Raw genomic sequence first — 25,240 nt, forward strand, 5'->3', positions numbered from 1 at the left:
GGGGATAAAAGGTGCGCGGCGGCGGGCTTTCGCGTTCAGCTAACCCGGTTCACCACCAGGTCGGCCAATTCGGCAAGACGCTGCGCGCGTGCGCCGAACGGCGCCAGCGCGGCGTGCGCGTCGCTGCGCAGCTGCGCTGCGAGCGAGCGCGACGCGTCGAGCCCGATAATCGACACGTAGGTCGGCTTGCCGTCCTTCGCGTCTTTGCCAGCGGTCTTGCCGAGCGTCGCGGAATCGGTCGTGACGTCGAGAATGTCGTCGACGACCTGAAACGCGAGGCCGACGGCGGCCGCATAGGCGTCGAGCGAACGCATCGCGTCCGCATCCGGCGCTTCGCCGGCCAGAGCGCCCATGCGCACCGCGGCGCGCAGCAACGCGCCGGTTTTCATCCGGTGCATGGTTTCGAGTTGCGTGCGCGTCAGCGTGTGGCCGACGCTCGCCAGGTCGATCGCCTGCCCGCCGCACATGCCGAGCGAGCCGCTCGCGAGCGCCAGTTCGCGCACGAGCGAAGCCTGCTGCGGCGCGGCCAGCACGTCCGAGGTCAGCGCGACGAAAGCCTGCGATTGCAGCGCGTCCCCGACCAGCAGCGCCGTGGCTTCGTCATATTGGACGTGTACCGTGGGCTTGCCGCGGCGCAGCGCGTCGTCGTCCATGCAGGGCATGTCGTCGTGTACAAGCGAGTACACGTGGATCATTTCCAGCGCCGCCGCCGCCGCATCGAGGCATTCGGCGCGCGCGCCGGTCAGCTCGCCGGCCGCGTGGCACAGCAGCGGACGAACCCGCTTGCCGCCGCCGAGCACCGCGTAACGCATCGCCTCATGCAGTTTGGCGGGCTCGGTGGCCTCGCCCGGCAGGTAGTGTTCCAGCGCCGTTTCGACACGTTCGAGTACCGAGCGCGTCCATTGTTCGAATGTCATAGGTCGTCCCCGCTTTCAGTAGCGGCTGTGCCTGCGGTATTCATGGGCAGCGGTTTCAGCGTCTCGCCGTCGAGCACGCGCACCTGCTGCTCGACCTTTTCGAGCTGCTGCTGGCAAAACGCCACGAGGGCCGCGCCGCGCCGATACGCGCTCAACGACTCCTCGAGACTCAGGCTGCCGCCTTCCATGCGCGCCACCAGCGCTTCCAGTTCTGCCTGAGCGGCCTCGTAGTTCTCGGGCAGCGGCGTGGTATCGACGCCTTCGGCTGGCGCAGCAGCAGTATCTTTCGACGCGGTCTTCGCCATGAATAGTCGCAAAATTAAAACAAGTCGGACATTCTACGGCAAAAGCGCCATTTCCGAGCCGCTCGCCGGCCTGCGTCGCGCGTGCGCGTTCCGCGCCGCCCCTGAAGTCTCGCAGAAAAAAAACGATTGGTCTGCGGCGAAAATCCCGAACTTTCCTGACAATTTTGACCCAAATCAGGGACTTAAGCGCCCCAAAGAAGGGGAAACGGGTATAATCGCGGGCTCCCTAAATCGAATCTATCGATGGTTGGGTTGTTCACTGCTTTCACGTCTTCACGGGAGTGGGAATGTCCAATCTGAGCAATGCATTGCAGTTGCGGTCTGTCCACAGCCAGCTGCCAGTCACGGCTTACTTTGACGAAGCGCTCGTTACGCGCGAAATCGAAACCCTTTTCAAGAAAGGTCCTCGTTATATCGGCCACGCTCTCATGGTGCCCGAAGCGGGGGATTATTTTGCCTTGCCCAGCGAAAGCGAGGGGCGTGTGCTCGTCCGTAACCAGCAGTCCCAAGTCGAATTGCTGTCGAACGTGTGCCGCCACCGGCAGGCCATCATGCTCAACGGCCGCGGCCAGACGGAGAACATCGTCTGCCCGCTGCATCGCTGGACGTACGACCTGAAGGGCGAACTCCTCGGTGCGCCCCATTTCGCCGACAACCCCTGCCTGAATCTCGGCGCCACGCCGCTGCAGAACTGGCAAGGGCTGCTGTTCGAAGCCCAGGGGCGCGACGTCGCACGCGATCTCGCACGCCTCGGCACCAAGAAACATTTCGACTTCTCGGGCTTCATGTTCGACCACGTCGAGGTGCACGAGTGCAACTACAACTGGAAGACCTTCATCGAGGTCTATCTGGAGGACTATCACGTCGCACCGTTCCATCCGGGCCTCGGCAGCTTTGTCAATTGCGACGACCTGACGTGGGAGTTCGGCGAGTGGTACAGCGTCCAGACGGTGGGCGTGCACAAGGATCTGAAGCAGCCAGGGAGCCCGACCTACCGCAAGTGGCACGACGAAGTGCTGCGTTTTCGCGGCGGCAACCCGCCCGACTTCGGCGCGATCTGGATGGTGTACTACCCGGGCATCATGATCGAGTGGTATCCACACGTGCTGGTCGTGTCATGGCTGATTCCGCGCGGTCCGCAGAAAACCACCAACGTAGTGGAGTTCTATTACCCTGAGGAAATCGCGTTGTTCGAGCGTGATTTCGTCGAAGCCGAGCGCGCCGCGTATATGGAAACGGCCCGCGAGGACGACGAGATCGCCGAACGCATGGACGCAGGCCGCCGCGCACTGATGGAGCGCGGCGAGTCGCAGGTCGGCCCGTATCAGAGCCCGATGGAAGACGGCATGCAGCACTTCCACGAGTTTTTGCGGCGCGAGTTGGGCGAGATCTGAGCGCGCTCACTCAGCGTTCGGTCACGATTCATCCGACTCTTGCGCAAGCCGCATCGACATCAGGGAAGACGGGCTTCGGCCCTAATGCCGTTCGGTTAAGGTCTCTCTTCAGGAATCGAACGGTGTAACGGAAAGGTCTGGATTCGACGGCCCGGGCGCAAGTGCGCCCGGGCCGTTTTTCGTTGGGAAGCTGCTTGAGCCGCTCGCGCAAGCGAGTCAGCAGCATGGGAAGTTTGCCGTACGAGCGCGTCACGGCCGCCCATGTCATTTCATACTGGATGATATGGAAGGCCCGAATAAAGCTTAGATCCTCAGGCGCGTGCCCAGCATCAAGCGCGGCTTTGGCTATTTCCAGACGGATCAGGTTGTAGGCGACCAGGGCGCCCCAAAAGCTCCTGATAGACCCCTTGCACAGTCTGACTGCGAAGCGTCAGCTCCATGCCCAGCACCGACTGCTTCAATTCATGGTAGCTGGTCTCGATCTGCCAGCGACGCTCGTAGCACGCCACGATGTCGGCCGCCTTGAAACGCCGTCTATCGGTCAGCGACGTCAGCAAGATCCGTTGCCTGCCGCGGACATCGACGGCAAGCACCGCGCGAGCTTCCCGGAATTCGGGTAGTTGCGGGCATTTCGTTCGTGCCTGCGGCGAAACGCGCATGTGCACGATCTGGTCCCCTTCGTGCCCCCTCACCACCTCCCAACGCGTATTGGACCTGGCCGGGATGATGAAATGCCGGTTCTCGCCACCCGAGACCAGGTTGCCTAGCAACTGGGCCGACAGGAACCCCTTGTCGAACACGGTAATGGAGTTATCTGGCACGCGCGGGATAAGCTCACGCGCCCAGATCATCTCATTGATGTCGTAAGGACCGAAGCTGGCATCGCGCACCAGACGCATCGCAATGGGGGTGAGCGTGACTGCGCGCAATTGAGGATAGCTGCCCACCCGGTCATGAGTGGCGGCTGAGGCGCCAAAGTGCTTGCGGTTGGCGGCACTGTCGGCGGTTTGCAGCGTGGTGCCATCCATCGCGAACAGCGCGAAGCCCTTGAAGAGATACTTCGCCTGATCCTGCGCGACCCAGTTCCTGGCCGATTCGTGAAACAGCCACGCCAGAGGAGCGGCGCCGGTGCACTGCCGCGCCTGGGCGATGGCGCTTTTACTGACAAATGACGCTTGCGGTGTGGGCAAGGCAAGGTCCAGTTCGTCCACGACCTCACTGATCGACTGGTGCCGGTACCACGCCAGCGCAATCACCAGCCATACGACCTGCTGCGCGGGTAGCCGGCGCCGACGAATGCTCGCACTGGCACTGGCCTGTACCGCACATTCGATCCACTCGTACGGAAGATGCTGCCCCAGCCGGTCCCATTCGAACGGCCGCTGTGATTCGACCAATGGGCGTAGATCATCGACCAGCATGGCGATGAAAGTTAACACCGCTGCGTCACGTTTACAACCACTTTGCGCCACAAACAAAAAATGCCGTTCAGTCGCTTAACTGAACGGCATTAGGGCTTCGGCCCGTCTTTTTTTGTTTAGACTTACAAGATAGCCCGGTCATCCGTCCGTGGCGTCAAGGCGCCCGACCGCAACCGCCATCGCCCGTATCGAGGAGACATCATGCCCCACACTCACTACACCACTCTGATCTCCGCGACCAATCTTGCGGAACGGCTCGCCGCCGCGCCAGGCAGTGTGTTCGTCATCGATTGCCGCTTCGATCTGACCGACACGGAAGCGGGCAAGAAAGCGTATCTGGCCGGACATCTGCCGGGCGCGCATTACCTGCATCTCGATCGCGATCTGTCCGGGCCGAAGAACGGCACGAACGGGCGGCATCCGCTGCCGGATCGCGCGCGGCTGGTCGAGACGCTCGAATCACGGGGTTTGAAGCAGGGCCAGCAAGTGGTCGCTTATGACGCGCAGGGCGGCATGTACGCCGCTCGCGTATGGTGGCTGCTGCGCTGGCTCGGACACGACGCGGTGGCGCTGCTCGACGGCGGCCTGCCGGCCTGGCAAGCCGCCGGTCAGCCGCTGACGCAGGACGTGCCGGCCCAGAACACCGGCGACTTCAATGCCGGTGCGCCGCTCGCCGTGACGGTCGATGCGCAGACGGTCGAGCGCAATCTCGGTTCGAAGGAGCACGTGGTGGTCGATGCACGCGCGGCCGATCGCTATCGCGGCGAGAACGAAACGCTGGATCGCGTCGGCGGCCACATCCCCGGCGCACTCAACCGCTTCTTCAAGGACAACTTCACCGCCGACGAGCGCTTCAAATCGGCTCATACGCTGCGCGAGGAATTTCACGCGCTGCTCGGCGACACGCCGCCCGAACACGTGGTGCTGCAATGCGGCTCGGGCGTGACGGCATGCGTGAACGCGCTGGCCATGGAGATTGCCGGCCTGCATGGCGCGGCATTGTATGCGGGCTCGTGGAGCGAATGGAGTTCTGATCCGAAGCGGCCGGTGGCGACCGGTGCGAAACCCTGAGTCCCGGACGCCCTGAGCGATAAGCACAAAGGCCGTTGCCGCCCATGGGCGGCAACGGCCTTTTTAATCGTACGAAGCGCGCGACGAACCAGTTGAATCCTCAGGCCACCCCGTGCTGCTTGAACCACACCAGCGCGCGGCGCCAGCCATCTTCGGCATCGGCCTTCCTGTAGCTCGGCCGGTAGTCCGCGAAAAACGCATGGCCGGCATCGTCATACACGACGAACTGTGAGCCGCGCCCCGCTTCCGGGCCTTGCGCAATGGCCTGCTTCATCTGCTCGAGCGTGTCTTGCGGGATGCTCTGATCCTGCAAACCGTAGAGTCCCAACACCGGCGCATGCAAGCGCGCGACCTGATCGAGCGGATTGGCCGGCGTGTTCGCGGTTTTGGCGCCCGCCACGCGGCCATACCAGGCGACGCCCGCCTTGAGCCGCGGGTTGTGTTCGGCATATAGCCACGCAATCCGCCCGCCCCAGCAAAACCCGTTCACGCCGAGCCGGTTCAGATCGCCGCCATGCTCGCCGGCCCACGCGACGGTCGCGTCGAGATCGCCCATGACCTGCTCGTCCGGCACCTTGCTGACCAGTTGCTCGTTGAGCTGCTGCATGCTCGTGAAAACGGTCGGGTCGCCCTGCCGCTGATACAGATCCGGTGCGATCGCCAGATAACCCTCCTTGGCGAAGCGGCGGCACACGTCGGCGATATGTTCGTGCACGCCGAAAATCTCATGCACGACGATGATCACCGGCAGGTGCGTCTTGCCCTTGGGCTGCGCGCGATACGCCGGCACCAGCGTGCCGCCCGAACGCACGGCCACTTCGCCGGCTTCGAGGCCGTCGCTGTCGGTATGGATGGTTTGCGCCGAGACCGGCAGCACGGCCGCCGCGAAACCGGTGCCGAGCGCAGCCTTGATGAAGGTGCGTCGATTGAAGGGAACGTGGGGGATCAGGCTATCGATTTCGGGCTTCAGCATGCGCGCTCCTCGATTGATTGTTAGAGGCAACAGGATACGCCTGACCCGCATCCCGTTGCAGTTTCAACCACGGCTTTACCCGTCAGTGCAGCTTCACGCGCGGCAAGGTGGAGCGGCGCAGCCAGTGCGCGAAGGTATCGAGCACCATCCGCGCGTAGCCATGCAGCGCCGCGATATGCAGCCGGTACAGCGACATGTACATGAAGCGCGCGAACAGTCCTTCGATCAGCATGTTGCCGCCGATCACTCCGCCCATCAGATTGCCGACCGCGCTGAAGTGCCCGAGCGACACCAGCGAGCCGAAGTCGCGATAGGTGAATTCCGGGAGCGGCTTGTTGTCGAGCCGCGCGGCAAGCGCTTTCAGCAGGAAACTTGCCTGCTGGTGCGCGGCTTGCGCGCGCGGCGGCACGTTGCGCTCGTTGCCCGGCCACGGACAGGCGGCGCAATCGCCGAGCGCGAACACGTTGTCGTCGATTTCGGTTTGCAGCGTGCGGCGCACGTTGAGCTGGCCCAGCCGGTTGACCGTCAAGCCATCGAGCTGGCTCAGAATGGGCGGCGCCTTGATGCCCGCTGCCCACACCGTCAGGTCGGCGCGCACGGTGTGCCCGCTCGCGGTACGGACGATGCCGGGCGCGACTTCAGCGACCGTCTCGCCGATCAGCAGCTTCACACCGAGCTTGGTGAGCAGCTCGGCGGTCGCCGTCGAGACGCGCTCCTGCAGAGCCGGCAAAATGCGCGGCCCCGCCTCGATCAACACGATGCCGACGTCATGCCGCGGATCGAGCTTATGCAGACCGTACGCTGACAGCACCTGCGCGGTGTTGCGCAATTCCGCCGACAGTTCGACCCCGGTCGCTCCGCCGCCGACGATGGCCACCTGGATACGCGGTTCACTGGCTGACGACGTGCCCGGTCCCGGTCTCGATTCGACGGGCTCATGCACCTGATGCTCGGCGCGCATGCAGGCCGCGATCAGGCGTTTGCGGAACCGCTCGGCCTGGCCGACCGTGTCGAGTGCGAGTGAAAATTCGGCCGCGCCCTTCACCCCGAAGAACGCCGTGGTGCTGCCGATCGCGATGATCAGCGTGTCGTATTCGAGCTCGCGTTCGGGCAGGAGTTCGGCGCCGTCGTCATCGGCCACGGTGCCGAGCGTGAGACGTTTGTTGGCGCGATCGAGCCCGGTGAGCTCGCCCTGCTGAAACTCGAAGTCATGCCAGCGCGCTTGCGCCGCGTATTCGAGCTCTTGTGTGAACGGGTCCATGCTGCCCGCCGCCACTTCGTGCAATAGGGGCTTCCAGATATGCGTGGGGTAACGGTCGACGAGCGTGACTTGCGCACCCGCACCGCCTTTGCGCTTCTGGGCGCCATAGCGGTCACCCAGACGTGTCGCCAGTTCCAGCCCTCCCGCGCCTCCGCCTACGACGATAAATCGATGCATTGCACTCTCCGTGTTTGCCGATGAATTATGCGTCGCGGACGGCGCGTGGCAACGCGCCGTCTCTCAGCAATTGTCCGCGAGCAGCACGGGTTGTCACAAGCCATCAATTAGCATGTGTGACATGCGCACGACGGTATCGCGCGCCGTCCCTCATGTATCAATGCGCTTCTTCCCAGTTCAGGCCGGCGCCCACCTCGGCGACCAGCGGCACTTTCAGCTCGGCGACACCGCACATCAATTCGGGCAGGCGCTTGCGCACTTCGGACAATTCGGCGTCCGGCACTTCGAGGATCAGTTCGTCGTGTACCTGCATGATCATGCGCGTGCCGATTTTCGACTCTTCGATCCAGTTCTGCACCGCGATCATCGACAGTTTGATCAGATCGGCGGCCGTGCCTTGCATCGGCGCATTGATCGCGGCACGCTCGGCGCCCTGGCGGCGCGGACCATTGCCGCCGTTGATCTCCGGCAGCCACAGGCGGCGGCCGAACACCGTTTCGACATAGCCCTTCGCCTTCGCGCTCAGACGCGTTTCGTCCATGTACCGGGCGACGCCCGGATAGCGCGCAAAATAGCGGTCGATATACATCTTGGCCGCGTCGCGCGTAATGCCGAGGTTCGACGCGAGGCCAAAGGCGCTCATGCCGTAAATCAGCCCGAAGTTGATGACCTTGGCCACACGCCGTTGATCGCTCGACACTTCGAGCGGCGTCACGCTGAAGATCTCCGCCGCGGTGGCGCGGTGAATGTCTTCACCTTGCGAGAACGCGCGCAGCAGCGATTCGTCGCCGGAAATATGCGCCATGATGCGCAACTCGATCTGCGAGTAGTCCGCGGAGACCAGCTTGTGGCCGGGCGGCGCAATGAACGCCTCGCGGATGCGACGGCCTTCGCCGGTGCGCACAGGGATATTCTGCAAGTTCGGATCGTTCGATGCGAGACGCCCCGTCACCGCGACGGCCTGTGCGTAGTTCGTATGCACGCGGCCCGTTTGCACGTTGACCATGCGCGGCAGCTTGTCCGTGTAGGTCGACTTCAGCTTCGACAAGCCACGGTGTTCGAGCAGGATCTTCGGCAGCGGATAGTCTTCGGCGAGTTTCTGCAGCACCTCTTCGTCGGTGGACGGCGCGCCGTTCGGGGTCTTCTTGACCACCGGCAGTTCCAGCTTCTCGAAGAAGATCTGGCCGATCTGCTTGGGCGAACCCAGATTGAATTCGCCGCCGGCGAGCGTGTACGCCTCGCTTTCCAACTGGATCAAACGCGTGGCGATCTCACTGCTTTGCTGACGCAGCTTTTCCGCATCGATCAGCACGCCGGTGCGCTCCATCTTGCGCAACACCCGCGAGGTCGGCACTTCGATCGCGCGGTAGACGCGGTCGAGCGCCGTCTCGGCGGCCACTTGCGGATACAAGGCCTGATGCAGACGCAGCGTGATGTCGGCGTCTTCGGCCGCGTATTCGGCGGCCTGCTCCAGCGCGACTTCGTCGAAGCCGATCTGCGATGCACCCTTGCCCGCGACCTCCTCGTACTTGATCGTCTTGATGCCGAGATGGCGCAGCGCGAGGCTGTCCATATCATGCGTGCGATGCGATTCGAGCACGTACGACTGCAGCAGCGTGTCGTGTTCGATACCGCGCATTTCGATGCCGTAGTTCGCGAGCACCTGTTCGTCGTACTTCAGATGCTGACCGACCTTCTTGTGCTCCGCGCTTTCGAGCCACGGCTTGAGCTTCGCGAGCACTTCGTCGCGCGGCAGTTGCACGGGCGTGTCCGGACCGCGATGCGCGAGCGGTACATAAGCGGCGCGGCCCGCTTCCACCGACAACGACAAGCCCACGATCTGCGCGGTCATCGGATCGAGCGCGGTGGTCTCGGTATCGAACGAGGTCAGTTCGGCCGCGTTGATTTTTGCGAGCCACGCGTCGAACTGCTCCCACGTCTGCACGGTGTCGTAGTGACGCGCGTGATCGACCGACAGCGCCGGCGGCACGTCGGTTTCCGGGCCTTCCACCGCGTCCGCGATTTCCACCTCGCGCAGCCAGGTCTTGAAGCCGTGGCGCGTGAACACGTCGCGCAGTTCCTCGCGCGATTCGGGCCGGCTTTGCAGGCTTTCCTCGATCGACACGATGTGGTCGGTCAGATTGCAATTGCGCTCGACGGTGACGAGTTTCTTCGCCATCGGCAGAAAATCGAGTGCACGCCGCAGATTGTCTCCCACCGCACCTTTGATCTCGTCCGCATGTGCGACGATGCCATCCAGCGACTCGAATTGCGTGAGCCATTTGAGCGCGGTTTTCGGCCCGCATTTCTCGACGCCCGGCACATTGTCGACGGTATCGCCGATCAGCGACAGGTAGTCGATGATGCGCTCGGGCGGCACGCCGAACTTGGCGATCACGCCGGCGCGGTCGAGCTTTTCGTTGGTCATCGTATTGATGAGGGTGACATGATCCGACACGAGCTGCGCCAGATCCTTGTCCCCAGTCGACACGATCACGTTCATGCCGCGCTGTTCCGCAACGGTGCTGAGCGTGCCGATCACGTCATCGGCTTCGACGCCTTCGATCATCAGGAGCGGCCAGCCGAGCGCGCGCACGGCCACATGAATCGGCTCGATCTGGCGCGACAGGTCGTCGGGCATCGACGGGCGGTTCGCCTTATAGTCGGGATACCAGTCGTCGCGAAATGTTTTGCCCTTGGCGTCGAACACGCACGCGCTATACTCTGCCGTGACGTCCTTGCGCATGCGCCGCAGCATGTTGATCATCCCGTAGAGCGCACCCGTCGGACCACCTTCGGGCCCGCGCAGATCAGGCATCGCATGGTAGGCCCGGTATAGATAACTCGAACCGTCGACCAATAGCAGGGTCTTACCTTCAAGGCTTCGTTCTTCAGGCATTATGACTAAGAGAAAAGTGATTCCGAGTCTGCGATCGCTCGCAGATCAAGAGCGCGCAACGGCCAAGAAGGCCCGCGCATCGTGGCAGATGTTCACGATTATGGCAGAGTTTATCGAGGCGACCGAGTACCTCTCGGAGATTCGCCCGGCTGTCAGCATCTATGGTTCGGCGCGCCTGAAAGCGAGCTCGCCGTACTACAAGCTCGCCACGCAAATCGCACGCAAGCTGTCGGACGCGGGCTTCGCGGTGATCTCCGGCGGTGGCCCCGGCATCATGGAAGCGGCCAACAAGGGCGCGCATGCGGGCAAGGCACCTTCCGTCGGCCTGAATATCGAACTGCCGCACGAGCAATCGGGCAACCAGTGGCAGGACATCTCGTTGCGCTTCCGCCATTTCTTCACGCGCAAGGTCACGTTCGTGAAGAATTCGGACGCGGTGATCGTCATGCCGGGCGGTTTCGGCACGCTGGATGAACTGGCCGAAGTGCTCACGCTGATTCAAACCAAGAAGTCACGCCACGTGCCGATCATCCTGGTGGGCGCCGAATTCTGGGAAGGCCTGCTTGCGTGGTTCAAGAGCTCGCTCATTCCGATGGGTCTCATCAATCCGAACGACATCGATCTGATGCAGGTGATCGACGATCCCGATCAGGTGCTCGAAGCGGTGCTGAAGTTCTACGAAGACCGCGAAGAAGCCGAGCCGCAGCCGGCCAAGTCGGATGAAGACCGGATGTTCTATCTGTGATGTGATGCCGCGTACCCGCTTCACGCGTTGGCGTGGAGCCAGCACGGCCCATGCAATGCACATAGCACGCTGGTTCTCGCGGGCAGCCTTTGGGCTGCCCGTTTTCGTTTCTCTCTTTCGCTTGACGAGGGCTCGACACTGACCGCACGCCATGCCGACGCCATGAGCCTCGGCCACGGCAACACCACCCAGCACGTCACGCGCCGCGCAAAAATGGTTTTGCTCGCCGCCGGTTCGGCGCTAATCTCCCGAGCTTGAACTGCAAGCCGGTTAGTGACATGGACCACGATCTCTCCTCTTCAGAACTCCAACCTGAGTCCGGACTCGCGCCTACGCCCACGCTGCGCGAAATCTTCGGCGGCTTTCTGGGCCTTGGTCTGATCTCGTTCGGCGGCGCATTGCCGCTCGCGCGCCGCGCGCTGGTCGAACAGCGCCGCTGGCTGAGCGCCGAAGAATTCACCGACCTGCTCGGCCTGTGCCAATTCCTGCCGGGCGGAAACGTGATCAATCTGTCGGTGGCAATGGGCATGCGTTTTCGCGGCGTGCCCGGCGCGCTCGCCGGTCTGCTCGGATTGATCGCGGGGCCATCGCTGGTGGTGATCGGGCTTGGCGTGTTGTACGAACACACGCAAAACGATCCGCACGTGCGTCATCTGTTCGCCGGCCTCGCCGCAGCCGCGGCCGGCCTGTTGATCTCGATGGCCGTCAAGATCGTGCTGCCGTTGCGCAGCAAGCCGCTCGCCGCGCTCATCGCCGCACTCGGCTTCGTCGCGATTGCGGTCCTGCGGCTGCCGCTTTTACCGACCATGCTGGTGCTGACGCCGCTCAGCATTTACATCGCAGCGAGGAGCGCGTGATGAACGACACGCTCATTTCGCTTGCGGCCATTTTCAGTCAGCTTTCGCTGCTCGCGTTCGGCGGCGGCAATACGATTCTTCCGGAGATGCAGCGGCAGGTGGTGGAGGTGCATCACTGGATGCCTGCCAGCGAATTCAGCGCACTGTTCGCGCTCGCACAGGCCGCGCCCGGGCCGAATCTGATGATCGTCACGCTGATCGGCTGGCATGTGGCCGGTTGGGCGGGCATGCTGGTGACGTCGATAGCGAAGTTCGGACCGTCGTCGCTCGTGACGATCCTCGCGCTGCATGCCTGGGACCGCTTCAAGGACCGGCCGTGGCGGCGCTACGCACAGTTGGGGTTGATGCCGGTGACGGCGGGCATCGTCGCGGCGAGCGCGGCCTTGATCGCCGAAGCGTCGAATCCAACTGCGATTGCCTGGGCGATCACCGCATTTACCGCCGTGCTGGCGTTGAAGACGCGGATTCACCCGTTGTGGCTACTGGCTGCCGGCAGCTTGATCGGGCTGACGGGCTTCGGGCAGTTCTAACGCAACACGGTTGAAGCATGTCCGTTGAAGCACGGCGGCAAAAGCAGAAGCAGAAGCAAGGCCGCATGCGAACGCATTGTGCCGGCGTGGACGAGCCCCATCAAAGGCCGCCCGCACTGCCGCCCGCCAAACCCGCGCTTACTGAAACGCCACCTCGGCAAAGCTGCGCAGCTTCCGGCTATGCAAACGATGCAGCCCGTTGGTGCGCAATATCTCCATCGCCTTCACGCCGATCTGCAGATGCTGATCGACCTGCGCACGATAGAACTGATCCGCCATGCCCGGCAGCTTCAGCTCGCCGTGCAGAGGCTTGTCCGACACGCACAGCAAGGTGCCGTAAGGCACCCGGAAACGGAAGCCGTTCGCGGCGATCGTCGCGCTTTCCATATCGAGCGCGATCGCGCGGCTTTGCGATAGCCGCTGCACCGGCTCGCGATGATCGCGCAACTCCCAGTTGCGGTTGTCCACGCTCGCCACCGTGCCCGTGCGCATCACCCGCTTCAACTCGACGCCGTCCAGCTGGGTGACCTGCGCGACCGCGCGCTCCAGCGCGACCTGCACTTCGGCGAGCGCCGGAATCGGCACCCACAGTGGCAAGTCGGCGTCGAGCACGTGGTCCTCACGCACATAGCCGTGCGCGAGCACGTAGTCGCCGAGGCGCTGCGTGTTGCGCAGACCCGCGCAGTGGCCGAGCATGATCCACGCATGCGGACGCAGCACGGCGATGTGATCGGTAATGGTCTTCGCGTTCGACGGCCCGACGCCGATGTTGATCATCGTGATGCCGCTGCCGTCCGCGCGCTTCAGGTGATACGCGGGCATCTGCGGCAGACGCGGCGGCGCGGTGCCCTCCTGTGACTGCTCGCCCAGATTCTCGTTGTACGTGACCACGTCGCCGGGTTCGACGAACGACGTGTATTCGCTGCGATAGGCGCGCAGGTCTTCGTCGTCGGTATGGGCCATCATCGTGCGGCCGAGCTTCACGAACTCGTCGATATAGAACTGATAGTTCGTGTACAGCACGTAGTTCTGGCAATGCGTGGGCGACGTAGCCGTATAGTGCTTCAGCCGATGCAGCGAGAAATCGACCCGCGCCGCAGTGAACAGCGCGAGCGGATGCGGCTCGCCGGTCAACGGCTCATACGTGCCGTTGACGATGCGGTCGTCGAGTAGCGCGAGGTCCGGCGTATCGAACACGTCGCGCATCAGGAACAGACGCTCGCGATCCAGATCCCCTTCGAGGTGAATGCCCTCGGCGAACGCGAAATGAATCGGAATCGGCTGGTCGGACACGCCGACTTCGATCTGCACATGATGGTTCTTCGCCAGCAGACGCAATTGTTCGCGATAGTAGTCGCCGAACAGATCGGGTCGCGTCACGGTCGTTTCGAACACGCCCGGACCCGCGACAAAACCGTACGAGCGGCGCGAGTCGATATGCGTGTTGACTTCCGTGCATACGCGCACGAACGGATAGCAGGCGCGCACACGGCGCTCGAACTTTTCGTTGCGGCGATAGCGCGCGAACGCATCGCGCAGGAACGAGGTGTTCGCTTCGTAGATTGCCGAGAGACGGGTGACGGCCTCGGTCGCATCGTCGAAGGATTCGGTTCGGAAGCTGCTTGCGGGAGTCTGCACCGCGCGTTGATTGGTATCGTTGTTCATCTTCATTCGCCCCTATTGATGAGACGACATTACCACGGAACACGGGTTCGCCAAATGACCTGGCGCCACCCGCAACACATGCGCGCGCACTGTCTGCAAGATTGCGGGCGCCTCGCGCGAAAGCAGCGCAAAATAAGGCGATCGCGCCCGATCGTCAGGCTGGATTTGCTAGAATCGGGGCACCATATTGGAGAATCACCATGAAGCCGCTCCTTCCCGTCGCCGTTGCACTGGCCCTCGCCTTTGGCAACGCCGCGATGGCTGCCCAGCCTGTCGATGACACTCCGCCGCCCAACGCGCCCCAGTCGGCCAACGAACGGGCGGGGCTGCCTGACCTGGAGAAGATCAATCGCCCGGGCGCCGAGGTCAGCTCGAAGGTCGAAATCAACGTGCCGCGCACGCCGAGCTTCCACGAGCGCAGCGCCAACGGCACCGAAATCACCGAATACCGCGACAAGGGCAAACCGGTTGAAATCAACGTGAATTCGAACCTCGGCACGCGCTACCAGATGAGCGCGCCGCTCGACACATCGCCCACCGTGCGCGACAACGGCCGCGCCAGCACGCGTTTGCCGTCGGTGAATCTGCGCTATTGACGGATACCGGACGGCGGCCCGGTGCGGACCGCCCTGGCGCCTGCCACGCGCTTCGCGAGGCGGCGCCCCGAGTGGACGCCTCGCCGCCGTGCTTTATCCTCGCAACATGGCGTTGCGATGCGAGGTTCGCCACGCGGCCCTGATCGCTCCCGCACAACACCTTTTCAGCACCGCATTTGCCACACATCGCACTGGCCGCCTCGCGCCAGCCCGACCAACCTGATCCGACGTTTCCCGCATGGCTGTCTTCACCGCTGTCAACGAACCCCAACTAGCAGAATGGATGCGTCACTACGATCTCGGCGATGTCGTCGAGTTTCGCGGCATCTCGTCCGGCATTGAAAACAGCAATTTCTTTCTGACGACGACGCGCGGCGAATACGTCCTGACGATTTTCGAAAAGCTGACGGCCGAACAACTGCCCTTCTACCTCGACCTCATGCGCCACCTGGCCGCGCACCGCGTCCCGGTGCCCGACCCGATGCCGCGCGAGGACGGCGCGCTGTTCAGCATGCTGCGCGGCAAGCCCGCGGCCATCGTGACCAAGCTCGAAGGTGCGCCGGAACTGGCGCCTGGCGTCGAGCACTGCGTCGAAGTCGGGCAAATGCTGGCGCGCATGCATCTCGCCGGGCGCGATTACACCGGCTATCAGCCGAATCTGCGCAGCCTGCCATGGTGGCGCGAAACCGTACCGACCATCCTGCCATATCTGGAAGGCGCGCAGCGCGATCTGCTGTCGTCCGAACTCGCGCATCAGGAAGCCTTCTTCGCCTCGGCCGATTACGCCGCGCTGCCCGCAGGCCCCTGCCACGCCGACCTGTTCCGCGACAACGCGATGTTCGCGCATGCCGCGCCGGACACCGGCCATGAAGTGCGCCTCGGCGGATTCTTCGACTTCTATTTCGCCGGTTGCGACAAGTGGCTGTTCGACGTCGCCGTGACGGTCAACGACTGGTGCGTCGACCTCGCCACCGGCAAGCTGGATGACGCGCGCACCGAAGCCATGTTGCGCGCCTACCAGACCGTGCGCCCGTTCACTGCCGAAGAAAACCGCCATTGGGGCGACATGCTGCGTGCCGGCGCGTACCGCTTCTGGGTCTCGCGCCTGTATGATTTTCATCTGCCGCGTGCGGCAGAACTGCTCAAACCGCACGATCCCGGCCATTTCGAGCGCATTCTGCGCGAACGCCTGTCCGGCGTTGCACATCCAGGCATCCATACTCCATGCAACTGATCGAAGTCCCCGCGAAAACCGGCTATGTGTGGTTCCGGCAGGGTATCTGGCTGTTCCGCAAGAACCCGCTCGCATTCCTGACGCTGTTCTTCACCTACTTGCTGGTGATGACGCTCGTCTCACAGATTCCGGTGGTCGGCGGCGTGCTGCCGCTCGCGTTCATTCCGGGTGTCGCGGTCGGCTTCATGGCGGCATGCCGCAACACGATCGCGGGCAAGCCGGTGTTCCCGACCATTCTGGTGGACGGCTTTCACTCGTACGGTCCGGTGGTCACGCGGCGGTTGCTGGTGCTCGGCGTGCTGTATGTCGTCGCGATGGGCCTCGTGCTCGCCGGTTCGGCGCTCGCCGACGGCGGCATGCTGCTGAAGGTGATGCTCGGCGGCGGCGCCCTGGATCAGGAGGCGATCGCCAACAGCAACATTCCGCTCGCGGTGATCACGGCCTTCGCGTTCTATATTCCGGTGGCAATGATCTTCTGGTTCTCGCCGATTCTCGCCGCATGGCATGACGTGCCGCCCGCAAAGGCGATGTTCTTCAGCGTCGTCAGTTGCTGGCGCAATCGCGGCGCGTTCGTCGTGTTCGGCGCGCTGTGGTTCGCAGTGGCGATGACGGTGTCGCTCGGCCTGTCCGCGCTGATGCAGGCGCTGGGCGCAGCCGACTTCGCCTTCGCGATCCTGATGCCGGCCACGATGATCGTCACGACCATGCTGTACTGCTCGTTCTACGCGACCTATCGCGGCTGCTTCGGCGTACAAACGCCCGAGGCGCCGGATCTGCCGACCACGCCGGCAGCCTAGACGTTCGTTCAGAAGCCGTCGCGGAGCGGGTGCTGTTCTGGCGCCCGCCCGCCAGTTTCCTCCCTGCGCCGCTTCGTCCGCTCCCTCGCCATACTCGTCACGCCGCATGAATTTGCGGCACAATGGTTTGTGTGCAATCGATTTGCACACTACTTCAGACGAGATGCATCATGACCCAGCGCCCCGCTTTGCCGTTCACGCTCGACGAGCAACTTTGCTTCGCCCTCTACTCGACCTCGCTTGCCATGACGAAAGCGTACAAGCCGTTGCTCGAGAAACTGGGCCTCACGTACCCGCAATATCTGACGATGCTGGTGCTGTGGGAAAGTGACGACGTCACCGTCAAGGACATGGCCGCCCGCCTGAATCTCGACTCGGCGACGGTCACGCCGCTGCTCAAACGGCTCGAAGCGCAAGGCCTGCTGGAGCGGGTACGCGGCGTCGACGATGAGCGACTCGTGTATATCCGGCTTACCAAGGCCGGCGCGGCGCTCAAGCGCCAGGCGCGCGAAGTGCCTGCGGAAATCCTCTGCGCGACCCAGCAGACACCGGAATTCCTGCTGCACCTGCGCGACGATCTGACGCGCCTGCGCGCCACGCTCAACGACTACATGGATCAGTAACCGCGCTGTCGCCAAACGCACGCTATCGTGTCGATTCAAAAATTAGTTTGCACACAAATGATTTGTGTACTATCTTAACGACATGCCGCTTCGATAGCACGCCGCCGGAATGCCGGCCCAACAGACAGTGGCAACCATGCAGACCCTGACAACCGAACAAGGAGCAACGCCATGAACATCCTCTACAAAGCAAGCGCAACGAGTACCGGTGGCCGCGACGGCCGTGCCGTGTCGTCGGACAATGCGTTGGACGTCAAGCTGGCCGCACCGCGCGAACTGGGCGGCAACGGCGCGGCAGGCACGAATCCGGAACAACTGTTTGCCGCCGGCTACTCGGCCTGTTTCCTGAGCGCGATGAAATTCGTCGCCGGCCAGAAAAAGCAGGCCTTGCCCGCGGACACACAAGTGACCGCCGAAGTGGGCATCGGTCCAAACGACAAGGGCGGTTTCGCACTCGATATCGATCTGCGCATTTCGCTGCCGGGCCTGCCCGCGGACGCGGCAAAGGAACTGGTCGACGCGGCGCATCAAGTCTGCCCCTACTCGAACGCCACGCGCAACAACGTCGCGGTTCGTCTGCAAGTCGCCTGAACGGCGGCACGATCGAGTCGTCATTGAGTTGAGTCGGTCAAAGCGGCGCGCTACCCGCGCGCCGCCACGAACAACGCCCGCACCCCGCACAATAGGGGCGGGCGCTGTCGCGTTTTGCGCACGCGGCACGCAATCTGCGACACCAGCCCGTGCCGCCTGGTGCGGCGCATCCTTTTCACCCCGACCGAAGACCGACCCATCCCGATGACACGCGCCCGACGGCTGAACGACTCCTTCGACACCGGTCTGGTCTGGTTCCGCCGCGATCTGCGCAACACCGACAACGCTGCCTTCTACTACGCGCTCAAGCGTTGCGAGCAGGTCTGGTGCGCGTTCGTATTCGACACGACGATCCTGCAACCGCTCGTCGACGCCTGGCAGGTTCGTCATCCGGGCAAGCCGGTGCAGGACCGCCGCGTCGAGTTCATCCTCGAATCGCTGCATGAACTGGACGATGCGTTGCGCGCGAAGGGCGGCGGCCTGATCGTGCTGTACGGCGATCCGGTCGACCTTATCCCCGGTCTCGCCGCCGAACTGGGTGTCGAGGCGGTGTTCGCGAATCACGACTACGAGCCGGTCGCGATCGGGCGAGATGAGACGGTGCGTGAGCGTCTCACTGAAGCCGGACGCCAGTGGCTGACGTTCAAGGATCAGGTGATTTTCGAACGCGACGAGGTGTTGACCGGCCAGAACAAACCGTTCACGGTGTTCACGCCGTACAGGAACGCGTGGCTCAAGCAATTGACGGCCTTCGATTTGAAGCCGTATCCGGCGGAAACTTATGCGAAGCATCTGGCGGCGCCGCCGCGAAAGCTCGACCGGAAATTGCCCGCGCTTGACCAGCTCGGCTTCGCGCCGAGCAATCTCGCGGAACTGAAGTTGGTCACCGGCATGAGCGGCGCCCAGAGCCTGCTCGACGACTTTATGAGCCGCATCGACAGTTATGCGGAGCGGCGCGACTTCCCGGCCGCCAAAGGCCCGAGCTATCTATCGGTCCATCTGCGCTTCGGCACGGTGTCGATCCGCACGCTCGCGCGCCTCGCCCACGAGATGTCGTTGCAACCCGACGGACAAGGTTCGGCCACGTGGCTGTCGGAGCTGATCTGGCGGGACTTCTACTTCATGATCCTCGCGCATCATCCGCGGCTGGCGAGCGGCGCATCGTTCAGGCAGGAGTACGACCGGCTACGCTGGGAGCGAGGCCCGCAGGCCGACGAAGCGTTCGCCGCCTGGTGCGACGGCCGCACCGGCTATCCGCTGATCGACGCCGCGATGCTGCAACTGAACCGCACCGGCTACATGCACAACCGTCTGCGGATGGTCACGGCGAGCTTTCTGGTGAAAGATCTGGGCGTGGACTGGCGGCTCGGCGAGCGCTACTTCGCCGAACAGCTGAACGACTTTGATTTCTCGGCGAACAACGGCGGTTGGCAATGGGCGGCGTCGACCGGATGCGATGCGCAGCCGTACTTCCGGATCTTCAATCCGATCACGCAATCCGAAAAATTCGATGCCGAGGGGCGCTTTATCAAAGGCTATTTGCCGCAGCTTGCGAAGCTGCCGTCCAGATGGATTCACGCGCCGTGGCAGGCCGGTGCGCAGCAGCTCGCGGAATTCGGCGTGGAGCTGGGCAAGGACTATCCGGAGCCCATTGTCGATCACGCCGAAGCACGCGCTCGCACGTTGGCACGTTTTGGCAAGTGAGCGCCCGCTTACGTTGCTCGGTCGATACTTCAAGGAGAGGTGAAGATGCGCCGTTTGCCGTCGCTGCTCGTGTTTCTGATTTTGACGCTGGCTACCGGGCTGGTCGCGAGCCAGTTTCTGCCCGATGCCTGGTACACGTCGCTGCAAAAACCCGGGTTCAATCCACCCAACTGGGTGTTCCCGCCAGCCTGGACGGTGCTTTATGTGCTGATGGCGATTGCCGCGTGGCGCGTGTGGAAGCGCGACGGTTCGAGTTCGGCGATCGTCTTGTGGGTGGTGCAGTTGCTGTTCAACGCCGCGTGGATGTGGCTGTTTTTCGGCCTGCATCGACCGGATCTCGCGCTGGCCGATATCGTGATCCTGCTGATCCTGATCGTCGCGCTGACATTCGTGTTCTGGCGACGGGACCGCTTGGCCGGCGTACTACTGGTGCCGTACGTCGCCTGGGTGGCGTTCGCTGCGGTGTTGAATTACGCGCTGTGGCAATTGAATCCGGCTGTGTGAGCCGTTCTTTGCGTCAGCTTGGGTGAACACGTGCGTGATGGCTCGGGCGCTTCGCCCCAGGCATCGGCGTTTAATTACGCGCCGATGCTCTTCACGCGCTCAGCTTAGTGCTGGCTCATCCACGACGGCTGGCGGACGTTCACCTCACGGTCGAGCTTGCGCATGCGGAATTCGAGATCGTACAGATCGGTCGCTTCGGCGAGGAACGCGTCGGCGCGCTCTTTCGCGAGTTGGTCGGGCGATTTCGTCAGAAAGAGGAACAGTCGGCTAAGCAGGTACATGATCGACCTCGGCAATGAATTTAAGCGTTAACTCTTAGGGATAACCCGCATTATAGGGAAAACCCTAGGATCGCGCTACCACTCATTTTCGAAGCGTTGTTTCCGACTCACCGTCCGGCCGACGAGGCCGCTGTGACGGCGCTTTCCGCGATACGGCCCGCGCCGGTCCGGCGCTGATGCTTGAAGAATTCCCACACCATGGCGCTCGCATCCGGGCCTTTCGACGAGTGAAACGGCACGGCGTCGTCGCCGCCGCTCCAAGCGTGAGCGAGCCCTTGCACCCGGCACAGCCGCACCACGCGCCGCCCGCCGCGCACGAAATCGCGCGTCACGACGCCGCCCTTGCGCTCTTCGCGGACTTCGCCGGACTTGCGGGCGCCGTTCGTGTCGACGATGCGATTCAGGCGGAGGAACTGCTCCGCCAACTGATCGGCATTGACCGGCGCGACGACGTGATCGGCGTCGCCGTGGATTACGATCGCCGGCATGCCGGGGTAGAGGGCCACGTCGGTCATTTCGTCGGCGAGCGCAGCCGGCTCGCGGCGCGCACCGCGCCGCATCACGTCCATCGCCGTAATGCCGGAGCGGGCTTCGCCGAAAGCGGGGCCCGAATGCAACGCGACTGCGGCAAAATGCTGTGGATATTTGACGGCGAGCAATGCCGTCAGGCCCGCACCGGCGGAAATCCCCGCCACATATACGCGCTCGGAATCGAAGCCATGCTGCGCAACCAGCGCGTCCACGAGCGACACCACGGCGCGCGCCTCGGCCCCGCCGGCGTTTTCGCCCGCGTCATACCAATGCCAGCAGCGGTGCGAATGCGCATGCTTCGACTGCTCCGGATACACCACGGCAAAGCCGAAGCGGTCCGCCAGCACGTTCATCCGCGTGCCTTCGGCGAATTCGTCGATCGACTGGGTACAGCCGTGCAGCATGACGACCAGCGGCATCGCCTCCAACGCGTGTCCCGACGGGATATACAGGCCGTATTGAAGGTGGTTGACGAGTCGTCCGGGCGCGGCCGGCGCGGAATGGAACGAACGCGTCCACGAGCCGCTCGCCCAGGCCGACGCGCGCGGGCGCACCCGCGACTCCCGTACGGTGGCGCGCGGCGTCTCGCGCTTGGCGGGCACGCGCAGCGCGGCCGCCGGCTTGGCTGGCCGAACCTTGCTCGAAGGCTTGGGGGTGGCGCTCCGCGCCGGCCGCGGCGTGAGGCGCTTAGTGGTCTTTTGAGCGTGCTCGGTTTGAATCGCGAGCAGCCGCTTCAGCCCGCGCAGCCAGATTTTCGATAGGCTTTTTGCCATCAGCGGATAACCTCGCAAAAAGGGACAGGATTCGCTCGATTCCATCTCGAACGACTTTTCGTTGTGCAATGCACAATAACACCAATCCTCATGCGATGCTGGCACCCAAGACGGCAGCCACGTCCAACAGTCCACCCGGCGAACCTTCGAAGCGTGCAGGCGTCGAACGGGTCCAGCGCCTGTTTGACACCTAACGTTCGGCGGCCAACGGCGCGATGCCTCACGAGACCGCGATGCAACAGACGTCTATACTGGCGGCTAATTCAATTGATGTGTGGGCCTGCGCCGCGTCCATTTTCTTCACCGATCCGACTCTACGCGGCCTGGGCCGCACCCTTGCCATGCCCGATTTACCTCTTCATTTGTGGTATGCGATCACCAGTCTCGGCGGGGCCGGCATGACATTGCCGCTCGCGTTCGCCATCGCGCTCTGGCTGGGGCTTGGCTATACGTGGCGCATGGCGGCGGGCTGGCTGCTGCTGCTCGGCGCGGCGATCGGCTTGGTGACCGTCACCAAGCTGGCGTTTCTCGGCTGGGGCGTCGGCGTGCGCGAGCTGGATTTCACGGGCGTCAGCGGCCACGCAATGCTATCCACTGCCGTCTATCCGGTCGCGCTGTTCCTGATGCTGCTGCCCGCGCGTCCCGCCGTCCGGCTGATCGGCGTCGTGCTGGGGCTGGCTGCGGGGATTGCGGTGGGTTTATCGCGCGTCGCGCTGAGTGCTCATTCGCCGTCTGAAGCGGTCACGGGTTGCCTCGTCGGCGCACTGGCTGCGCTGGTGTTCGTGCGCATGGCGTGGAATGCTGAACCCGGCCGTCTGTCGGCACTGCCGGTCGCGATCAGCATGCTCGTTCTCGCTGTGCTGATGCACGGCGTACACGTGCCGACCCAGCGCTGGGTGACGAACATCGCGCTGACCGTATCCGGCCATGACAGGCCGTTCATCCGGGCCAAGTGGAAAGCCCTACGCAATGTCCATCCGGCCACGGCGCCGCTCTCGCAAACGCTGAACACGCTCGCGCCGGCGCACGCGTCCCGCGTCTGAACACCCCCTGCTGCATCCCGAAGCGCTTAATGCGCGTGGTTCACGTTTCGTCACGAGTACCGTTATAACCAGTCATATATTACGATAGCGTTTTAACCTGCCGCTCCGGTCCGCGCCGGACACCCTGCTCCTCCATGACACTTGCCCGCCGCTTTCTGAAACACGCGCTGAGCGTCGCCAGCGCGCTGTCAGTCGTGATCAGCGCGAATGCTTGCGCCGACGAACTCGTCGTCTCCGCCGCCGCCAGTCTCACCAACGCGTTCAAGGCAGTCAGCGACGTCTTCGAGCAGCAGCATCCGGGCACCAAGGTGTTGCTGAATTTCGGCGCTTCCGACGTGTTGATGCAGCAGATCGTCAAAGGCGCGCCCGCCGACGTGTTCGCCTCCGCGGATCAGAAGGCCATGGACAAGGCCGCCGCCGAAAAGGTGATCGTGCCGGCCACGCGCCGCGACTTTGCCGCCAATTCGCTGGTGCTGATCGTCCCGTCCGACAGCCGTTTCTCACCGGCTACGTTGAACAATCTGGCGTCGGCGAACGTGAAACGGATCGCATTCGGCGATCCGGCCTCGGTGCCGGTCGGCCGCTATACGCAGGGCGCGCTACTGGCCGCCGGCGTATGGGACGCGGTAAGCGCGAAGGCGGTGCTGGCGTCGAACGTGCGTCAGAGCCTCGACTATGTGGCGCGCGGTGAAGTCGACGCGGGCTTCGTATTCAGCACCGACGCCGCGGTCATGCCGGACAAGGTCAAGGTCGCGCTGAACGTGCCGACGCAAATGCCGATCACCTACCCGGTCGCGCAGATTGAAGGCAGCCGCCACGCGGAGGACGCCCAGGCCTTCATGAACTTCGTGATGTCGCCGGCCGGCCAGAGCGTGCTCGCGAAGTACGGCTTCAAGCCCGCCCATTAACGCCAACGGGACTCGCACGCGCTCATGCAACAGGCCTGGATTCCGCTTCTGCTGTCGTTGAAAGTGGCGGGTTGGGCTACCGCGCTCACCCTGCTGTTCGGCGTCGCGGCGGCCTTTGGTTTATCGCGCTGGCGCTCCGGCGCGCGCGACGTGGTCGATTCGTTGCTGATGCTGCCGCTCGTGCTGCCGCCCACTGTGCTCGGCTACTACCTGCTCGTGCTGCTCGGACGCCGCGGCGTGATCGGCGCGTGGCTCGACCGCTTCGACATCCAGTTGGTGTTCACTTGGCAGGGGGCGGTGATCGCGTCGACAGTCGTGGCGTTTCCCTTGGTGCTGAAATCGGCGCGCGCCGCGTTCGAATCCGTCGATCCCCAGCTCGAACGGGCCGCGCGCACCCTCGGCGTCAGCGAAACGGCGGTCTTTTTCCGCGTGACCCTGCCGCTCGCCGCGCGCGGCATTCTCGCGGGCGGCCTGCTGGCGTTCGCGCGCGCGCTCGGCGAATTCGGCGCGACGCTGATGATCGCGGGCAACCTGCCGGGCCGCACACAAACGCTCTCGGTGGCGGTGTATTCGGCCGTGCAAGCCGGCGACGACAGCACCGCGAATTTCCTCGTACTCGTGACCTCGGCGACGTGCGTTGTGATCCTGCTGCTCGCGGGCCGTCTGGTGCCGCAGCACACGCTTTTGAGTTCGCGCTGACATGCCGCTCGCCGTCGACATTCGCAAGACTTTCGAGAGCGCCGAGCGTCGCTTCACGCTCGACGTGTCGTTCCGGGCGACCACTCAGCGCGTGGTGTTGTTCGGGCCGTCCGGTGCGGGCAAGAGTCTGACCTTGCAGGCGATCGCCGGGCTCCTGCGTCCCGACGAAGGCGCGATCACGCTGCATGGCGACGCGCTGTTCGACAGCACGCGCGGTGTCGATCTGAAACCGCAAGCGCGCCAGATCGCCTACCTGTTTCAGGACTACGCACTGTTTCCGCATCTGAACGTGCGGCAGAACATCGGCTTCGGCTTGCGACAGGGCTGGTTCAATCCGCGCGCGCGGCACGCGCATCCGCAAGTCGACTACTGGCTCGACGCGCTGGAATTGAAGAACGTCGCGGGCAATCATCCGGTGCAGTTGTCGGGTGGACAGAAGCAGCGTGTGGCGCTGGCGCGGGCGCTGGTCGCGCAACCCCGGCTGCTACTGCTGGACGAGCCCTTTTCCGCGCTCGATAGCGCATTGCGCCGACGCATGCGCGAGGAGCTGTCGGACCTGCAAACGCGGCTCGATATTCCGATGGTGTTGATCACACACGATCCCGACGACGTCGCCGCGTTCGGCGATCAGGTCGTGCAAGTCAGCGATGGTTGCGTGCGCGAGAATCACCCGTTTGCGGGCTACGCGCGTAGCGAGCTTTGACTCAAGCTGGCACGCTGCGGGCCAGCTTTTACGGGTGC

At 63.6% G+C, this 25,240-nt stretch carries 24 protein-coding genes and 1 pseudogene; 16 read left to right on the forward strand and 9 right to left on the reverse strand.

The features are described from left to right. Nucleotides 1-35 precede the first annotated feature (35 nt). Together HV770_RS31795 and HV770_RS31800 are read right to left on the reverse strand one after the other, a co-directional pair. The gene (locus HV770_RS31795) at nt 36-917 is read right to left on the reverse strand and encodes a polyprenyl synthetase family protein (protein WP_121320279.1); all 882 of its coding nucleotides are present in this window, start codon (nt 915-917) and stop codon (nt 36-38) included. Then, the gene (locus HV770_RS31800; RefSeq protein ID WP_121320277.1) at nt 914-1,222 is read right to left on the reverse strand and encodes an exodeoxyribonuclease VII small subunit; all 309 of its coding nucleotides are present in this window, start codon (nt 1,220-1,222) and stop codon (nt 914-916) included. The genes HV770_RS31795 and HV770_RS31800 overlap by 4 nt, the downstream gene beginning before the upstream one ends. Before the next feature lie 287 nt (nt 1,223-1,509). On the opposite strand from HV770_RS31800, the gene HV770_RS31805 reads away from it, so the two are divergent. Then, nucleotides 1,510-2,616 (forward strand): aromatic ring-hydroxylating oxygenase subunit alpha, encoded by a 1,107-nt coding sequence (locus tag HV770_RS31805; RefSeq protein ID WP_175165468.1) that lies wholly within the window; start codon nt 1,510-1,512, stop codon nt 2,614-2,616. 94 nt (nt 2,617-2,710) lie between these two features. On the opposite strand, the pseudogene HV770_RS31810 reads toward HV770_RS31805, so the two are convergent. Then, nucleotides 2,711-4,037: pseudogene (locus HV770_RS31810) on the reverse strand (IS4 family transposase); the annotation flags it as partial. Between the two features lie 201 nt (nt 4,038-4,238). On the opposite strand from HV770_RS31810, the gene HV770_RS31815 reads away from it, so the two are divergent. Continuing rightward, nucleotides 4,239-5,108: a sulfurtransferase gene (locus HV770_RS31815; protein WP_175165469.1), complete on the forward strand. Its 870-nt coding sequence runs from the start codon at nt 4,239-4,241 to the stop codon at nt 5,106-5,108. A gap of 100 nt (nt 5,109-5,208) precedes the next feature. On the opposite strand, the gene HV770_RS31820 is transcribed toward HV770_RS31815, so the two are convergent. The 3 genes from HV770_RS31820 to polA form a co-directional block, all read right to left on the reverse strand. Continuing rightward, a complete protein-coding gene (locus HV770_RS31820; RefSeq protein WP_175165470.1) occupies nt 5,209-6,081 on the reverse strand; it encodes a dienelactone hydrolase family protein in 873 nt (290 codons plus the stop codon). Nucleotides 6,082-6,163: 82 nt separating this feature from the next. Then, nucleotides 6,164-7,519: an NAD(P)/FAD-dependent oxidoreductase gene (locus tag HV770_RS31825; RefSeq protein WP_175165471.1), complete on the reverse strand. Its 1,356-nt coding sequence runs from the start codon at nt 7,517-7,519 to the stop codon at nt 6,164-6,166. Between the two features lie 157 nt (nt 7,520-7,676). Further along, nucleotides 7,677-10,418, reverse strand: coding sequence for a DNA polymerase I (polA, locus tag HV770_RS31830; protein WP_175165472.1), 2,742 nt, complete (start codon nt 10,416-10,418; stop codon nt 7,677-7,679). A 1-nt stretch (nt 10,419) separates the two neighbouring features. Between polA and HV770_RS31835 the strand changes: the two genes are divergently transcribed. From HV770_RS31835 to HV770_RS31845, 3 genes are all read left to right on the forward strand, one after another. Next, entirely contained in the window at nt 10,420-11,163 is a 744-nt protein-coding gene (locus HV770_RS31835) for an LOG family protein (protein WP_175165473.1), read from the forward strand. Between the two features lie 278 nt (nt 11,164-11,441). Beyond that, the gene (locus HV770_RS31840; RefSeq protein ID WP_175165474.1) at nt 11,442-12,020 is read left to right on the forward strand and encodes a chromate transporter; all 579 of its coding nucleotides are present in this window, start codon (nt 11,442-11,444) and stop codon (nt 12,018-12,020) included. Next, nucleotides 12,020-12,550 carry a chromate transporter gene (locus tag HV770_RS31845; RefSeq protein ID WP_175165475.1) on the forward strand — a complete coding sequence of 177 codons (531 nt, stop codon included), beginning with the start codon at nt 12,020-12,022 and terminating at the stop codon, nt 12,548-12,550. Before HV770_RS31840 ends, HV770_RS31845 begins: the two co-directional genes overlap by 1 nt. Nucleotides 12,551-12,688: 138 nt before the next feature. On the opposite strand, the gene HV770_RS31850 is transcribed toward HV770_RS31845, so the two are convergent. After that, nucleotides 12,689-14,215, reverse strand: coding sequence for an AMP nucleosidase (locus tag HV770_RS31850; protein ID WP_175165476.1), 1,527 nt, complete (start codon nt 14,213-14,215; stop codon nt 12,689-12,691). A gap of 200 nt (nt 14,216-14,415) precedes the next feature. On the opposite strand from HV770_RS31850, the gene HV770_RS31855 reads away from it, so the two are divergent. From HV770_RS31855 to HV770_RS31885, 7 genes are all read left to right on the forward strand, one after another. After that, the gene (locus HV770_RS31855) at nt 14,416-14,811 is read left to right on the forward strand and encodes a hypothetical protein (RefSeq protein ID WP_175165477.1); all 396 of its coding nucleotides are present in this window, start codon (nt 14,416-14,418) and stop codon (nt 14,809-14,811) included. A 238-nt stretch (nt 14,812-15,049) separates the two neighbouring features. Further along, on the forward strand, nt 15,050-16,045 hold the full coding sequence (locus tag HV770_RS31860) for a homoserine kinase (RefSeq protein WP_175165478.1): 996 nt from the start codon (nt 15,050-15,052) through the stop codon (nt 16,043-16,045). Beyond that, nucleotides 16,036-16,842, forward strand: coding sequence for a BPSS1780 family membrane protein (locus tag HV770_RS31865; protein WP_121320253.1), 807 nt, complete (start codon nt 16,036-16,038; stop codon nt 16,840-16,842). Before HV770_RS31860 ends, HV770_RS31865 begins: the two co-directional genes overlap by 10 nt. A gap of 170 nt (nt 16,843-17,012) precedes the next feature. After that, nucleotides 17,013-17,465 carry a MarR family winged helix-turn-helix transcriptional regulator gene (locus tag HV770_RS31870; RefSeq protein ID WP_175165479.1) on the forward strand — a complete coding sequence of 151 codons (453 nt, stop codon included), beginning with the start codon at nt 17,013-17,015 and terminating at the stop codon, nt 17,463-17,465. 171 nt (nt 17,466-17,636) lie between these two features. Further along, nucleotides 17,637-18,056 carry an organic hydroperoxide resistance protein gene (locus HV770_RS31875; RefSeq protein WP_175165480.1) on the forward strand — a complete coding sequence of 140 codons (420 nt, stop codon included), beginning with the start codon at nt 17,637-17,639 and terminating at the stop codon, nt 18,054-18,056. A gap of 204 nt (nt 18,057-18,260) precedes the next feature. Then, entirely contained in the window at nt 18,261-19,760 is a 1,500-nt protein-coding gene (locus tag HV770_RS31880; protein ID WP_175165481.1) for a cryptochrome/photolyase family protein, read from the forward strand. Nucleotides 19,761-19,805: 45 nt separating this feature from the next. Beyond that, on the forward strand, nt 19,806-20,264 hold the full coding sequence (locus HV770_RS31885; RefSeq protein ID WP_175165482.1) for a TspO/MBR family protein: 459 nt from the start codon (nt 19,806-19,808) through the stop codon (nt 20,262-20,264). Nucleotides 20,265-20,368: 104 nt separating this feature from the next. Here the strand turns inward: HV770_RS31885 and HV770_RS31890 are convergent, their stop codons facing one another. Both HV770_RS31890 and HV770_RS31895 read right to left on the reverse strand, forming a co-directional pair. Further along, nucleotides 20,369-20,545 (reverse strand): DUF3563 family protein, encoded by a 177-nt coding sequence (locus tag HV770_RS31890; RefSeq protein WP_175165483.1) that lies wholly within the window; start codon nt 20,543-20,545, stop codon nt 20,369-20,371. 107 nt (nt 20,546-20,652) lie between these two features. Then, nucleotides 20,653-21,849, reverse strand: a complete 1,197-nt coding sequence (locus HV770_RS31895) for an extracellular catalytic domain type 1 short-chain-length polyhydroxyalkanoate depolymerase (protein WP_175165484.1) — start codon at nt 21,847-21,849, stop codon at nt 20,653-20,655. Between the two features lie 341 nt (nt 21,850-22,190). Here HV770_RS31895 and HV770_RS31900 point away from each other — a divergent pair, with 341 nt between their 5' ends. The 4 genes from HV770_RS31900 to HV770_RS31915 all read left to right on the forward strand — a co-directional run bounded on the left by HV770_RS31900 (nt 22,191) and on the right by HV770_RS31915 (nt 25,202). Then, a complete protein-coding gene (locus HV770_RS31900; protein WP_175165531.1) occupies nt 22,191-22,892 on the forward strand; it encodes a phosphatase PAP2 family protein in 702 nt (233 codons plus the stop codon). A gap of 134 nt (nt 22,893-23,026) precedes the next feature. Beyond that, on the forward strand, nt 23,027-23,800 hold the full coding sequence (gene modA / locus HV770_RS31905) for a molybdate ABC transporter substrate-binding protein (protein WP_175165485.1): 774 nt from the start codon (nt 23,027-23,029) through the stop codon (nt 23,798-23,800). 24 nt (nt 23,801-23,824) lie between these two features. Next, a complete protein-coding gene (gene modB / locus HV770_RS31910) occupies nt 23,825-24,499 on the forward strand; it encodes a molybdate ABC transporter permease subunit (protein ID WP_175165486.1) in 675 nt (224 codons plus the stop codon). Nucleotide 24,500: 1 nt separating this feature from the next. Then, nucleotides 24,501-25,202 (forward strand): ABC transporter ATP-binding protein, encoded by a 702-nt coding sequence (locus HV770_RS31915; protein ID WP_175165487.1) that lies wholly within the window; start codon nt 24,501-24,503, stop codon nt 25,200-25,202. Nucleotides 25,203-25,240 lie beyond the last annotated feature (38 nt).

Source organism: Paraburkholderia fynbosensis (assembly GCF_902859935.1).
Taxonomy (GTDB): domain Bacteria; phylum Pseudomonadota; class Gammaproteobacteria; order Burkholderiales; family Burkholderiaceae; genus Paraburkholderia; species Paraburkholderia fynbosensis.